Genomic DNA, 13,835 nt, shown 5'->3' on the forward strand with positions numbered 1-13,835 from the left:
ACTTTCACCGGCCGGCGCGTTGCGGCGCTTTCCCGCCCATTTCCGGCAAAGCACATAGAAGGCCGGGGTGAAGACGAGGCCGAACAGGGTGACGCCGATCATGCCCGAGAACACCGCCGTGCCCAGGGCCTGACGCAGTTCCGCGCCCGCGCCCGTCGCCCAGACCAGCGGGGCCGTGCCGAGGATGAAGGCGAGCGAGGTCATCACGATCGGGCGCATTCTCAGGCGCGCGGCTTCGGCCGCCGCCGCAAAGCGATCCTGTCCCTGTTCTTCGAGCTGGCTGGCGAACTCGACAATCAGGATGGCGTTCTTTGCCGCCAGACCGATCAGCACGACAAAGCCGACCTGGGTGAGGATGTTGTTGTCCTGCCCGCGCAGGATGACGCCCGAGATGGCCGCGACCAGACTCATGGGCACGATCATGATGACGGCCAGCGGCAAGGTCAGGCTCTCGAATTGCGCGGCCAGCACCAGAAACACGAACACCACGCCGAGCGCGAAGGCGAACATGGCGGCGTCGCCCGCGCGGATTTGCTGAAAGGCGATCTCCGTCCATTCCGTGCTGAACCCCGGCGGCAGGGTTTCATCGGCGAGCTTTTGCATGATCGCCAGGGCCTGTCCCTGCGAATAGCCCGGCGCCGCCGCGCCATCGAGTTCCGCCGCCGGGAACAGATTGTAGCGCGGCACGCGCGAGGGTCCGGCTATGTCCCTGACCACCGTGAATGACCCCAAGGGGACCGTGGCGCCTTGCGCGTTGCGGACACGGATCTTGAGAACGTCGGTCCGGTCCATGCGGAAGGCGGCGTCCGCCTGCGCGGTCACGCGGAACGTGCGCCCAAGCAGATTGAAGTCGTTGACATAAGCCGAGCCAAGATAGGTCTGCAAGGCGCTGAAGACATCGGTGACATTGACGCCAAGCAATTGCGCCTTGTCGCGGTCGATATCGAGATAGATCTGCGGCGTGGCGTTTTCGAACAGCGAGAACACCTGGTTCACCCCCGGCGTCCGCGCCGCCTTGGCCATCATCTCTCCGACCGCCTGTTGCAGCGCCGCCGGACCGGCGCCGGCATGGTCCTCGACCATCATGCGGAACCCGCCCGCGCTGCCGATGCCGCGCACCGCCGGCGGCGCCACGACAAAGACGGCGCCGTCCTCGATGACGGAAAATTTCTTGATCAGCGCCATGCGGATCGCCGCCGCCGTCTGCGCCGGATCCTTGGCGCGCTCCTCGAACGGCTTGAGGTTGACGAAAATGGCGCCGGCATTGGGGGCGTTGGTGCGCGTGGCGCCGGAGAAGCCGACAATATTGACGGCGTGGGCGACGCCGGGAACGTCGAGCGCCAGTTCGACCACGCGGCGATTGACGGCGTCGGTGCGGTCAATCGCCGCCGCCGGCGGCAATTGCGTCACGGCGATGAGATAGCCGGCGTCCATTTGCGGGATGAAGCCCACGGGCGTGCGACGAAACTCGTTGAGGCCGAAGCCAATGATCGCGACATAGGCGACCAGCGCGACGGAGGCGAAGCGCACCACCCTGCCGACGATCTTGCCATAGCCGAAGGAAATGCGGTCGAACAGCCAGTTGAAGCCAGCGAAGAAACCGGTGATCGGCCGCAACAGGCGGCTGGTGTGGCGCTGGGCTTCATGCGGTTTCAGCAGCAGGGCGCACAGCGCGGGCGATAGCGTCAGCGAGACGATCAGCGAGATGACGGTCGCGCCGGCGATGGTGAGCGCGAATTGGCGGTAGAATTGGCCGGATATGCCGGGAATGAAGCCCGTCGGGATGAAGACCGCCGAGAGCACCAGCGAAATGGCGACCAGCGCGGAGCCGACCTCCTCCATCGTCTTGCGCGCGGCGTCGCGCGGGTTGAGGCCGAGCCCGATATTGCGTTCGACATTCTCGACGACGACGATGGCGTCGTCCACCACGATGCCGATGGCGAGCACCAGGCCGAACATGGACAGGTTGTTCAGCGAAAAGCCAAAGACGCTCATCAGGAAAAACGTGCCGACCAGCGAAACGGGAATGGCGACGATCGGGATGATCGCGGCGCGCCATGTCTGCAGGAACAGCACGACCACCAGCACCACCAGCACGATGGCTTCAAAGATGGTGTGGACGACCGCCTCGACCGATTGCTGGATGAACTCGGTCGGATTGTAAACGATTTTATATTCCAGACCGGGCGGGAAGTCCTTTGACAGGACCGTCATCGTCTTCTTGATCCGCTCGGCGGTGTCGATGGCGTTGGAGCCGGGCAATTGGAACACGCCAAGACCCACGGCGGAGGTCTTGTCGAGATAGGAATTCACGCCATAGTCCAGCGCGGCCAGGTCAACCCGCGCGACATCCTTCAGGCGCACGACGGCGTCATTGGTCTGCTTGACGACGATCTGACCGAACTGGCCGGGCTCGACCAGACGCCCGAGCGTCTGCACCGAGATCTGGAAAGCGCCGGGCGTCGTCGTCGGCGGCTGGTTGAGAATGCCGGCGGCGACCTGCACATTCTGCCGTTGCAGCGCGCTGACGACATCGCCCGACGTCATGCCGACCGCTTGCAGCCGATCCGGATCGAGCCAGACGCGCATCGAATAATCGCGCCCGCCAAACACGGTGATCGAGCCGACGCCCTCGACGCGGCTGAGCACATCGACCACATTGACGTTGGCGTAATTGGAAATGAACAGGGAATCGCGCGAATTGTCCGGCGACAGCAGATGCACCACGATCATCAGATCGGGCGAGGCCTTGGCCACGGTGACGCCGATGTTGCGCACATCGGCCGGCAGGCGCGGCTGCGCGATCGAGACGCGGTTCTGCACCTGCACCTGCGCCGTATCGAGATTGGCGCCAAGCTCGAAGGTCACCGAGATGGAAAACCGACCGTCGCCGGTTGAATTCGACGAGATGTAGAGCATGTGCTCGACACCGTTGATCTGCTGCTCCAGCGGCGACGCGACGGTTGCGGCGACGACCTCCGCGCTTGCGCCGGGATATTGCCCGGTGACGTTGATGACCGGCGGCGCGATCTCCGGATATTGCGCGATCGGCAGGCGAACCAGCGAGACCGCGCCGAAGATGACGATGACGATCGAAATCACGGCGGCGAAGATCGGCCGGTCGATGAAGAATTTTGAGAAATTCATGTGCTGGCGCCTGCTTTTTGCCTTTGCCTGATCGCGTGAGGACGCGCGATCAGTTCGCCTTCGTTTTCGTTTCGGCTTGGGCGGTCGCCTGCTGCGGCGAGACCTTCGCGCCGGGCCGCACCCGCATCAAACCGACGGTGACAATCGTGTCGTCGGCGTCGAGGCCGGTTTCGATCACGCGCAGTCCATCGACCAGCGGCCCGAGGGTGACATATTTCGGCGCGACCACATTGTTGGCGTCAACGACATAGACGAACTTGCGCACCTGCTCGGAGCCGACGGCTGCGTCGGGAACAAGCAAGGCATCCACGGCGGCCGAGGATGAAAGTTGAATGCGCGCGAACATGCCCGGAGTCAGCTTGCCATCGGCATTGGAAAATTCGGCGCGCGCGCGGATCGTGCCGGACTCCGTGCTGACGGCATTGTCGATAAAATCAATGCGGCCGTCGCGGCTGAATGTTTTCTCGTCGAGAAGCTTCAGTCGCACGGGAAGGCTGAGGCCACGATCGGGCGCCTGGTCTCCGGGCGCGGCGCGCAGAGGCGTCCGCTCCGGCGTAGCCGAGGATTTTGCGGTTCTTGAGCAGCTGGCCATATCGACCGAAGGCGCCACCGAGGGAGGCTGTCTGACGCCGTGACGCGGGCAAGGTTTCGGGCAACGTGAACAGCGCCGCGAGCGTCACGAGGCCGACGCCGACCAGCCCCCAGAAAATGGCGCGCCAGCCAGCGAAAACCTCGATCTCGCCGCCAAGGATCGGACCCAGCAGCGGCGCGATCGCCATGATGGCGATCAGGGTTGAAAGCATCTGGGCCGCGCGCGGCCCCTCGTAAAGGTCGCGCACCATCGCCCGGGACAGCACGACGCTGGCGCAGGCGCCCAGCGCTTGCACGACGCGCCAGAATATGATCGTCCAGACGCCCGCCGACAGCGCGCAGCCGGCGGATCCGATGATGAAGAGAACAAGCCCCGCCGCCACGGGAAGGCGGCGGCCGTGACGATCGCTGACGGCGCCCCAGAACAACTGCCCGAAGCTGAAACCGATCAGATAGGCCGAGATGGTGAAGTCCACATCGCCGGCGTCGGCCTTGAGCGCGCGCGCCATGGCCGGCATGGCGGGCAGGTAGGTGTCCGTGGAGAGGGAGGCGAACCCCATCAACGCGCTGAGGATGGCGAGTACGCGCCATTGGCTCGGCGCATGGTCGGGCGTAGCCATCGCGCGGCCCGGCATGGCCGCCTGGTTGTCGAGCGTCTCGGCTCCAGCTCCCCGCTCGGCCAAGATCAGAGCTCCTGCCTAGTCGGGCGGAACAGGATTTCATTGATGTCAACATCGTCTGGCTGACTGATCGCGAAGAGCGCGCAGCGCGCGAAACTCAAGGCGGGAATGGCGTTCTGCGCGTAATAACCCTGCGTGGCCTTCGCCACTTCGGTCGCCGTGATGCTCCCGGGCAGCTCGGTGTCGATCGCGCCGGGCGAGAGGATGGTGGTGCGGATGTTGTAAGGCTTGACCTCCTGGCGCAAGCCTTCCGAGATGGCGCGCACCGCATGTTTGGTCGCCGCATAGACGACATTGCCCGGCCGGACCTTGTGACCGGCGACCGAGGAGACATTGATGAAATGTCCGCTCTTCTGGGTCTTCATGTAAGGAAGCGCGGCGGCGACGCCATGGAGCACGCCCTTGATGTTGATGTCGATGACCTGATGCCACTCCTTGATTTGCAGCAGTTCGAGCGGCGCCAGCGGCATGACGCCGGCATTGTTGATCATCACGTCGATCCGGCCGTGGTTGGCGATCGCCTTGTCGACCAGGGCCTGCACCTGCGCGGCGTCGGCGACATCGGCGCCGAGGATCGCGTCCTTGCCGAGGCCAAGCTCCTCGGCCAGCGCCTCAAGCCGGTCGACACGCCGGGCGCCGAGCACAACCCTGGCGCCGTTTTTCACCAGCTGGCGGGCGGTTTCCGCGCCGAGCCCGCTGCTGGCGCCGGCGATGACGACGACCTTGTCCTTGATGTTTTCCGTCATGCTGTCCTCCGGGGCGTCATCGGGCTCACAGGCCGGTCGTCTTCAAGAGCTGTTCGGGATAACGCTCGCCCTCGACCTTGATCGCGGCGGCGGCGCTTTCGATCTCGGCGAGATCGCCCTGCGTCAGCGCGACATCGACCGAGCCGAGGTTTTCCTCCAGGCGATGAAGCTTGGTGGTGCCGGGGATCGGAACGATCCAGGGCTTTTGCGCCAGCAACCAGGCCAGCGCGATCTGGGCGGGCGTCGCGGCCTTCTCCTTGGCGATGCGCTGCAACAGATCGACCAGAGCCTGGTTCTTTTCCATCGCCTCCGGCGTGAAGCGCGGCAGGATCTTGCGAAAATCCCCCTCGCCGAGTTTGGTGTCCTTGCTCATCGCCCCGGTCAGAAACCCCTTGCCGAGCGGGCTGTAGGGCACGAGGCCGACGCCGAGCTCCTCGCAGGTTTCGAGGACGCCATTGGTCTCCGGGCCTCGCGTCCACAGCGAATATTCGTTCTGCAATGTGGCGACCGGCTGCACCTTGTGGGCGCGGCGCAAGGTCTGCGCGCTCGGCTCGGACAGGCCGAAGTGCTTGACCTTGCCCTCGGCGATCAAGTCCTTGACCGCGCCCGCGACCTCCTCGATCGGCACGCTGGGATCGACGCGGTGCTGATAAAGCAGGTCGATCTGCTCGACGCCAAGGCGTTGCAACGACCCTTCCGCAGCGGCGCGGATGCGTTCGGGCCTGCTGTTCACGCCAGCCATCTTGCCGTTCTCGATGTTGAAACCGAATTTGGTGGCGATCACGACCTGTTCACGGACGGGTCTCAAGGCCTCGCCGACAATCGCTTCGTTGGTGTAGGGGCCGTAGATTTCAGCGGTGTCGAACAAGGTGACGCCGCGCTCGACGGCGTTGCGGATCAGCGCAATGCTGTCCTGGTTGGTCAGCGCGTGCCCATAGCTGAAATTCAGCCCCATGCAGCCAAAACCTATGGCTGAAACCTCAAGGCCGCTTTTGCCAAGCTTGCGTCTTTGCATCGTCAATGTCCTGTCGCCGGTTTGCGCGCGCCTCGCCCCAGTCTGAAACAGCGGTCATTTGCTGGAAGCTGGCGCGCAAGGAGGCGGTCGGCGGGGTGACATCGCCGAACACTCATTCCTGATCGTGAAATAGTCTCAAACCGTTGGCTTGATTAGATCATATATTCCGTATGACCTTATGCGGCAGTTTCATGAATTGCCGTCCTTGCGCGGGGGCGCGGCCGGACTGGGGCGCGCGCGCCTGTTACTTTTGCGCGAGGTCCCCATACCAATAGGAAGCCGTCACGCCGCCATCGATCAGAAAGTCGGCTCCGGTGATGAAAGCGCCAGCCTCGCTCATGAGCATGGCGCCAAGCTTGCCGATTTCGTCGGGCGTTCCGGCGCGGCCGGCCGGGCACAGGTCGATCATGCGGCGGTAGCCGGCGCCGCGCGAACCGGTCAATTCGTCCTTGGCGAGCGGCGTGATCACTATTCCCGGGCTGATCGCATTGACCCGCGCGCCACGCTTACCCCATTTCACGGCCTCGGCCATGACCCGCAACGAATTGCAGCGTTTGGAGACCTGATAGGCGCGCAGCGGGTCGGCAACCTTATCGGGTTGCAGCATCGGAAGCGCCAACAGATCGTCGGAGGGCGTCGTCGCCAGCGCCTTGTCCTGGTCGGGCGTCAGCGCCGGAAGGCGGTGGCCGGACATCGAGCCGATCACCACGCCGGAGCCGCCGGGCGCGATGACCGCGCCGAATTCTTCGAGAACGACCGCCGTTCCATAGAGATCGACTTTCAGGATGACCTCCGGCGGAGCCTGCGAGGGCGAGACGCCGGCGGCGTGAATCACGCCCCTGACCTCGCCGAGCGCCGTCGCCACCCCGACAAGATCATGAACCGACGCACGCGCGGAAACATCGACTGTCGCCACGCTGACCTCGAACCCGGCCTCGCTCAGCACCTTGGCCGCCGCTTCGGCATTCTCCCGACGCAGATCCGCCAACAAAACCTGTTTTCCGGCGCTGACCCGGCGCGCGATGGCCTGACCAATCGATCCGGCTCCAATGACGACAATGACATCGGTCATGGCTTTTCCTTTCGTGACATCGGTGAACGGCGAGGACCGGCTCAGATCGACTTTTCAGATCGCTTTGGCGTGCGACGCGAATTTTTCCAGCTCTTCGCGGACATAGCGCGGCTCCGCGTCGAGCGGCATATTGGGCAGATCCTGAACGCCATCGAGAGCGCCTGGGGGATCTGACTCAAGAGAAGCGAACAATGCATCGAGACGGTCCGGCGCCGGGCCTTTTTCCGCGACCAGTTCGAATGTCTTGCCCAGCGCCTGATCACAGGACAGGCTGCCCACCAGCACCTGGGCGATCTGGCGGCGCGCGATCACGCCATCGCTGGGGTCGCCGGCGCGCCGCGTGTCGCCTTGCAACAAAACGATACGATGCTGGTCGGGCGCATTATAATCGAACCAGCCGGGACGCACGATCGTATAGGGGAGGCCACTGGCGCGCAGGAGGCGTTCGGAGCGGCGTTTCCAGTCATGGGCCTCGGTGGCGCGATTATACGGACCGAGGCGTTCGGTGACGCCGATGGCGGTCATCAGCGCAATCCGCGCGCGGCGCGTTCCCAGCGCCGCCAGCACATTGCGTACGCCGCCATAGCTCACCTGTTCGGCGCCGCGTTTGCCCTGGCCGTCCGCGCCCAGGGTCAGCACGATGGCGTCGACGCCATCCACGGCGGCGGCGAGCGTCTCCGGCCGGGTCACGTCACCAACGATCACCTGCGCCGCCGGGGGCAGCTGGCGCGCCTTGGCGGCGTCGCGGACAAGCGCGCGCGCCACATGGCCTTGCGCCAGCGCCTCTTCAATGACAAGGCGTCCGATACTTCCGGTCGCGCCGACGACGAGAATGGTCAACGGGACAGAACTCATAACCACTCCAACTGTCTGTGGGCGCATCCGTAGGGACGAGGCCGATCAGTCGAGTTTCAGCGAGGCCATGTCGATGACGAAGCGATAGCGGACGTCCGATTTTTCCATCCGCTCGAAGGCGTGGTTGATCTCGTCCATGCGGATCATCTCGCAGTCCGGCAGGATGTTCTTCTCGGCGCAGAAATCGAGCATTTCCTGCGTCTCACGAATGCCGCCGATCGGCGAGCCCGCGATCCGGCGCCGGCCGAGAACCAGCGGCACCGTGCTCGGCTCCGCGAGAGGGCCGATCTGCCCGACGATCACCAGCGTGCCATCGACATCGAGCAGCGGCATATAGGGGTTGAGGTCGTGCTTGACCGGCACGGTATCGATGATCAGATCGAACCCATTGGCGGCTTTCGCCATGGCGTCGGCGTCGCTTGAAACCAGCAGGGCGTGCGCGCCCAGCGCATGGGCGTCGGCGGCCTTGTCGGGCGTGCGGCTGAGCACGGTGACATGAGCGCCCAAGCCGGCGGCGAGTTTGACCGCCATATGGCCGAGACCGCCCAGGCCGATGACGCCGACCCGGCTGCCGGGACCGACCTTCCAGGTCTTCAGCGGCGACCAGGTGGTGATGCCGGCGCACAGCAGCGGCGCGGCCCTGGCGAGGTCAAGGCTGTCGGGAACCCGCAGCACGAATTCTTCACGAACGACGATATGCTTGGAATAGCCGCCGAGCGTATGCTCCTTGGTGAAGCGGTCGAACCCGCCATAAGTTCCCGTATTGCCCTCGCGGCAAAGCTGCTCCTCGCCCTTCAGGCATTGGTCACAATGCTGGCAACTGTCCACCATGCAGCCGACCGCGACATGGTCGCCGATGCGGTATTTCTTGACCTTTGCGCCGATTTCGATGACGCGGCCGACGATTTCGTGACCGGGAATGGCGGGAAAGACCGTCCAGCCCCAATCGTTGCGGGCCCAGTGCAAGTCCGAGTGGCAGACGCCGCAATAAAGAATTTCCATCACCACATCATCGGCGCGGGGCGCGCGACGCTCGAAGGAAAAGGGCGCCAGCGGCGCGCGGGCCGATGTGCAGGCAAAGCCACGAGTCTTCATGGTTCAAACATTTCCTGTTGCGGATCGTGACAAGCCAAGGACCGGGATCGAGGGCTTCAGGGACGCAACATAGCACCAGTGGATTATGGGAATTAGATCAGATATTCTGCATGAGCCTATGTTTTGGATTCATGAATGCAACGCGACGAACTTGGCGATTTGATCGGATTCCTGGCGGTGGCCGAGGAGCGCAGTTTTACCCGCGCCGCCGCGCGCATCGGCACATCGCAATCCTCGCTGAGCCATACGATCCGGCGGCTGGAGGAGCGCATGGGCGTTCGGCTGTTGACGCGCACGACCCGCAATGTCGCGCCGACCGAGGCCGGCGAGCAGCTCGTCCAGACGCTTCGTCCCGCCTTCGGCGAGATCCAGGCGCGGCTCGATTCGCTCACCGCCCTGCGCCACAAGCCGGCCGGCGTCATTCGCATCACCTCGAGCCGCCGCCCCGCAGAAACAATCCTGATGCCGGCGGCGATGCGCCTCATGGCCGATTACCCCGACATTATGGTGGAGATCTCGATCGATGGGCGGCTGACCGATCTCGTGGCCGAGCGTTACGACGCCGGCGTGCGCCTGGGCGAGCGCGTTGAAAAAGACATGGTCGCCATCAAGATCGGCCCGGAGTTGCGGATGGCCGTCGTGGGGTCGCCAGATTATTTTGCACGGCGTCCGAAACCCGTGACGCCGCACGAGCTGACGCAGCATGCCTGCATCAATCTGCGCCTGCCGACGCTGGGCGGGCTTTACGCCTGGGAGTTCGAAAACAACGGCCGCCCCCTCAATGTCCGCGTCGACGGCCAGTTCACCTGCAATGACGCGCCGATGATCGTTCGCGCGGCGGTCAACGGCCTTGGGCTGGCATGTCTTCCCGACGATCAATTCGACGACCTGATCGCGCAGGGTCGCCTCGTCCGCGTTCTCGAAGACTGGTGTCCGCCGTTTCCGGGCTATCACCTTTATTACCCAAGCCGGCGCCAGGCTTCGCCAGCCTTCGAACTGTTCGTCGAAGCCTTGCGCACGCGCGACTGATTGAAAACCGGCGACGAAGGCGTCTACAGCGCGCGCCAAGCAAATCCGCGAAACTGGACGCCGGTCTTGCGAACAGGATCGGCGGACTCGCCGACAGGTTTGGGCGAATTCAAATCTGTCAGGGAAGGATGTTTCACCCATGCTGATCTTCGAGACCATCCTGGCCCTGCTGCTCGGCGCGGCGCTGCTGTCGATGCTGGCGCGGGCGATCGGCGCGCCCTATCCGGTCCTGCTGGCGCTCGGCGGCGCCGTACTGGCTTTCGCGCCGGGGCTGCCGAGCCTCGATCTGCCGCCCGATCTGATCCTGGCGCTGTTCGTCGCCCCCGTGCTGCTGGACGCCGCGCATGACATGTCGTTCCGGGATCTCAAGCGCAACTGGCGGCCGGTGTTTTCGCTGGTGGTCGTCGCCGTCGGGCTGACGACCCTCGCCGTCGCCATGGTCGCGCGCTGGTTCTTGCCGGACATGCCCTGGGGCGCAGCCATTGCGCTGGGGGCGCTGCTGGCGCCGCCCGACGCCGTATCGGCCATCGCGGTGATGCGCCAAGCCAAGCCGCCCCACCGCATCCGCTCCGTGCTCGAAGGCGAAAGCCTGCTCAACGACGCTACGTCCCTGCTGATTTACCGGCTCGCGGTGGGCGCGGTCGTCACGGGAGAACTGACGTTCCAAGAGGCGGCGCCGCAATTTCTTCTGGTCGCTTTCGGCAGCGTCATCGTGGGCTGGAGTCTGGCGCGGCTCGCCCTCGTCCTGATCAATCGCATCGCGGATGCGCCAACGTCGACAGTCCTTCAGTTCATCACCACTTTCGGCGTCTGGCTGCTCGCAGAGCGCCTCGGTCTGTCCGAAGTGGTGACGCTGGTGACGTTCGGGCTCACGGCCGGGCGCGGTTCGACGCTCGCCGCGCGCGCCGATGTCCGGCTGAAGTCCTACGCCAACTGGGAGACCGTGACCTTCGTGCTCAATGTGCTGGCTTTCACGCTGATCGGCCTGCAGCTTCGCCCGATTCTGGCCGCGCTGGAAGATGGCCGGCACATCGACTGGCTGCTGCTGTCCCTTGTGATTCTCGCCGTCGTGATCGCGGTTCGGCTGGCTTGGGCGTTCATTTACCGAGGCCTGCGCCACGCCACCGCGAACGAACCGGGAGAGATGACCCGACCCGAAAGCATGAAAGCCGCGCTCATTGTCGGCTGGTCCGGCATGCGCGGCATCGTGACACTCGCCGCGGCGCTTGCCCTGCCCGAGGCCTTTCCCTATCGCCCCTTCATTCTGCTGACCGCTTTCACCGTGGTGCTGGGCACGCTGGTGATTCAGGGCGCCACGCTGCGCCCGCTGCTCGCCTGGCTCGACTTGCCGGCGGACAGATTGATCGAACAGGAGATCGCGCTGGCGCGCGCGGCGACCCTGACGGCCGCGCTGGAGGCGCTCGGCGGCGAAGACGGCCCGGCCGCCGAACGACTTCGCCTGGAATATGCGTCAATGCTGGAACAGGCCAAGGCCGGGCAAGACCCCTATGCCGTGCCAGACAAAATCTTACGGCGACAGATCATCCCCCATGCGCGCCATGCGCTCGACGACTTGCGCTGTCGCGGCGAGATTGGGGATGACGCTTACCGGCAGGTGGAGCACGAACTCGATCGTCTGGAGCTGACCACGCGCGTCTGAGCCGGCGCGAGACTTTCGCGCCGGCGCGGTCGGATCAGACAGGGATCGGATTGGCGATCACCGACGCGTTGAAACCATTGATCAGCGCGTGCTCGTTGGGGCCCTGATTGGCGCGCAGCGGGCGCGCCGCCTCGACGATCACTTCCTCGTCCTCGGTTTCCAGTCCCGCCATGGTCTGGGCGATGAAGGCGTCGAGCGGCATGGCGCGGGGATCGCCGCTCCGCTTGATCAGGTCGGTGTCGACCCACGGCGGCGCGATTTCCTGCACCTTGACGCTGGTGTCGCGCAACATGAAGCGCTGTGACAGAGCATAGGAATGCAGCGCCGCCTTGGTCGCCGAATAGACGGCTGTGGGCGCCAGCGGCAGATAGGCGAGCACGGAAGTGTTGTGGATGATCGTCGCCCTTGGCTGCCGCTTGAGGTGCTCGATCAGCGCCGAGGTCATCAAGATCGGTCCGAGCAGATTGGTGTCGACGATGCGGCGCGCGACCGCCTCGTCAATCTGCCCGCCGGCATTGTCGAACGGCATGATCCCGGCATTGTTGATCAGCACGTTGAGCGCCGGATAGCGCGCCGTCAGTTCTGTCGCGGCGGCGGCGATGCTGGCGGGATCTTCTACGTCCATCTCGATGAAGCCCATGCCGGGATTGGCGGCGGCGACTTCTTCGAGCAGGGCCTTGCGGCGCCCGCCAATCACGACCGTATTGCCGCGCGCAAAAAAGGCTTCGGCGAGGCCGCGCCCGATGCCGGAGGCGCCGCCGGTGATGAAAATGGTGTTGCCGGTGATCTGCATTGTCGTGTTTCCTGGTTTGCGTGGTTGGTCGTGTGAAACGATGGCCTCTGGCGCTTCACGCCGGGAGGCCGTTCTGTTTTCTCAGGCTCTTGTCGAAGGCGGATTCGGGGACGAAACGGCGCAGCAAGCTGACCTGCCCGGCCATTTTTCCAGCGGGATAGCGATGCTTCGGACGAAGGGCCGTCGCGGCCTTCAGCACGGCGCCGGCGACGACATTGGGCATGTCGCCGGTTTCCATGGCTTTGCGCATGACGGCGCTCAGGCTGGCGCGGCCGGAATCATAGACATCAAGCGCCTGATCCGGCTTGACCAGATTGTCCTCGAACGAGGTGCGTGTATAGGCCGGCTCGACCACGACAACGCGAATGCCCTGCGTGCGCAATTCATGATCGAGCGACTCCGAATAGCCTTCGATGGCGTGTTTGGTCGCGGCATATAGGGCGTTGAAGGGCGCGGGGATCAAGCCCAGAACGGAGCTCATGTTGACGATGCGCCCGCTTCCTTGCCGCCGCATGATCGGCAGCACCGCATTGGTCACGCGCATCACGCCGAACACGTTGATGTCGAACAGGCGTTGAGCCTGGGCGATCGAGGATTCCTCCGCGCCGCCCAGCAGTCCCACCCCGGCATTATTGACCAGGAGATCGATGCGGCTGGCCTCGCCAATGACGTCAGCCACGAGCTTTGACACCGAGGCGTCGTCCGTCACGTCGCAGGGCAGCATGGTCACGCCAGCGAGGCCGACGGGCGAGGGCCTCCGGCTGGCGCCGAAAACCCGATAACCCGCCTTGGCCAAAGCCGTCGCGGTTGCGCGGCCAATGCCCGAGGAGGCCCCGGTGACCAGGGCGACGCGATGGATCGTACTCATTTTGGTTTCCTTCAAGACAGGGTGGGGCTGGCTTGGAAGAACGATGGTATCATTTCGATAGTCAGTCAATATCGAAACGATAGTTTCTCGCGGCTTCTTCTGGGGCGCTTGCAGGGACACGCTTGCGCTTGTGCAAGAGAAGCAAGAACGACGCCTTGACCATCGCCATCGCGCGCCACACTCATGAATGACATTCATAGGCGCATGCGGATTTTGCTGCCTAATCGAAGCACAGGGAAAGAGCTAACCTCTCATCACAAAGGGAAAAGTCGCGGCGCCCGCAA

At 64.3% G+C, this 13,835-nt stretch carries 12 protein-coding genes; 2 read left to right on the top strand and 10 right to left on the bottom strand.

What is annotated here, in order from left to right; genetic code table 11:
- From CCR94_RS18455 to CCR94_RS18490, 8 genes are all read right to left on the bottom strand, one after another.
- Positions 1–3,147 (bottom strand): efflux RND transporter permease subunit (locus tag CCR94_RS18455; RefSeq protein WP_104509302.1); only part of this gene is annotated, 3,147 nt, incomplete at its 3' end.
- A 49-nt stretch (positions 3,148–3,196) separates the two neighbouring features.
- Positions 3,197–3,634 carry an efflux RND transporter periplasmic adaptor subunit gene (locus tag CCR94_RS18460; RefSeq protein ID WP_244594131.1) on the bottom strand — a complete coding sequence of 146 codons (438 nt, stop codon included), beginning with the start codon at positions 3,632–3,634 and terminating at the stop codon, positions 3,197–3,199.
- Positions 3,582–4,421, bottom strand: a complete 840-nt coding sequence (locus tag CCR94_RS18465) for an MFS transporter (protein ID WP_244594132.1) — start codon at positions 4,419–4,421, stop codon at positions 3,582–3,584. Before CCR94_RS18465 ends, CCR94_RS18460 begins: the two co-directional genes overlap by 53 nt.
- Positions 4,422–4,423: 2 nt before the next feature.
- A complete protein-coding gene (locus tag CCR94_RS18470) occupies positions 4,424–5,164 on the bottom strand; it encodes an SDR family oxidoreductase (protein ID WP_104509304.1) in 741 nt (246 codons plus the stop codon).
- 25 nt (positions 5,165–5,189) lie between these two features.
- Positions 5,190–6,179: an aldo/keto reductase gene (locus CCR94_RS18475; RefSeq protein ID WP_104509305.1), complete on the bottom strand. Its 990-nt coding sequence runs from the start codon at positions 6,177–6,179 to the stop codon at positions 5,190–5,192.
- Between the two features lie 244 nt (positions 6,180–6,423).
- Complete coding sequence (locus CCR94_RS18480; RefSeq protein WP_104509306.1) at positions 6,424–7,251, bottom strand: SDR family oxidoreductase; 828 nt, start codon at positions 7,249–7,251, stop codon at positions 6,424–6,426.
- Positions 7,252–7,305: 54 nt separating this feature from the next.
- On the bottom strand, positions 7,306–8,106 hold the full coding sequence (locus CCR94_RS18485; RefSeq protein ID WP_104509307.1) for an SDR family oxidoreductase: 801 nt from the start codon (positions 8,104–8,106) through the stop codon (positions 7,306–7,308).
- A gap of 45 nt (positions 8,107–8,151) precedes the next feature.
- Positions 8,152–9,201: an NAD(P)-dependent alcohol dehydrogenase gene (locus CCR94_RS18490; RefSeq protein WP_104509308.1), complete on the bottom strand. Its 1,050-nt coding sequence runs from the start codon at positions 9,199–9,201 to the stop codon at positions 8,152–8,154.
- Between the two features lie 135 nt (positions 9,202–9,336).
- Here CCR94_RS18490 and CCR94_RS18495 point away from each other — a divergent pair, with 135 nt between their 5' ends.
- Together CCR94_RS18495 and CCR94_RS18500 are read left to right on the top strand one after the other, a co-directional pair.
- Positions 9,337–10,230, top strand: a complete 894-nt coding sequence (locus tag CCR94_RS18495) for a LysR family transcriptional regulator (protein ID WP_104509309.1) — start codon at positions 9,337–9,339, stop codon at positions 10,228–10,230.
- Between the two features lie 139 nt (positions 10,231–10,369).
- Positions 10,370–11,890 carry a cation:proton antiporter gene (locus tag CCR94_RS18500; RefSeq protein ID WP_104509310.1) on the top strand — a complete coding sequence of 507 codons (1,521 nt, stop codon included), beginning with the start codon at positions 10,370–10,372 and terminating at the stop codon, positions 11,888–11,890.
- A gap of 34 nt (positions 11,891–11,924) precedes the next feature.
- On the opposite strand, the gene CCR94_RS18505 is transcribed toward CCR94_RS18500, so the two are convergent.
- Entirely contained in the window at positions 11,925–12,683 is a 759-nt protein-coding gene (locus CCR94_RS18505) for an SDR family oxidoreductase (RefSeq protein WP_104509311.1), read from the bottom strand.
- A gap of 55 nt (positions 12,684–12,738) precedes the next feature.
- A complete protein-coding gene (locus CCR94_RS18510) occupies positions 12,739–13,551 on the bottom strand; it encodes an oxidoreductase (protein WP_104509312.1) in 813 nt (270 codons plus the stop codon).
- Positions 13,552–13,835 lie beyond the last annotated feature (284 nt).

Origin of the sequence: Rhodoblastus sphagnicola (assembly GCF_002937075.1) — a bacterium.
Classification (GTDB): Bacteria; Pseudomonadota; Alphaproteobacteria; order Rhizobiales; family Beijerinckiaceae; genus Rhodoblastus; species Rhodoblastus sphagnicola.

Bases quoted from the DNA above. Each gene is read 5' to 3' on its own strand.
- CCR94_RS18470 (WP_104509304.1), bottom strand. From the start codon at position 5,164: ATGACGGAAAACATCAAGGACAAGGTCGTCGTCATCGCCGGCGCCAGC.
- CCR94_RS18475 (WP_104509305.1), bottom strand. From the start codon at position 6,179: ATGCAAAGACGCAAGCTTGGCAAAAGCGGCCTTGAGGTTTCAGCCATA.
- CCR94_RS18480 (WP_104509306.1), bottom strand. From the start codon at position 7,251: ATGACCGATGTCATTGTCGTCATTGGAGCCGGATCGATTGGTCAGGCC.
- CCR94_RS18485 (WP_104509307.1), bottom strand. From the start codon at position 8,106: ATGAGTTCTGTCCCGTTGACCATTCTCGTCGTCGGCGCGACCGGAAGT.
- CCR94_RS18490 (WP_104509308.1), bottom strand. From the start codon at position 9,201: ATGAAGACTCGTGGCTTTGCCTGCACATCGGCCCGCGCGCCGCTGGCG.
- CCR94_RS18495 (WP_104509309.1), top strand. From the start codon at position 9,337: ATGCAACGCGACGAACTTGGCGATTTGATCGGATTCCTGGCGGTGGCC.
- CCR94_RS18500 (WP_104509310.1), top strand. From the start codon at position 10,370: ATGCTGATCTTCGAGACCATCCTGGCCCTGCTGCTCGGCGCGGCGCTG.
- CCR94_RS18505 (WP_104509311.1), bottom strand. From the start codon at position 12,683: ATGCAGATCACCGGCAACACCATTTTCATCACCGGCGGCGCCTCCGGC.
- CCR94_RS18510 (WP_104509312.1), bottom strand. From the start codon at position 13,551: ATGAGTACGATCCATCGCGTCGCCCTGGTCACCGGGGCCTCCTCGGGC.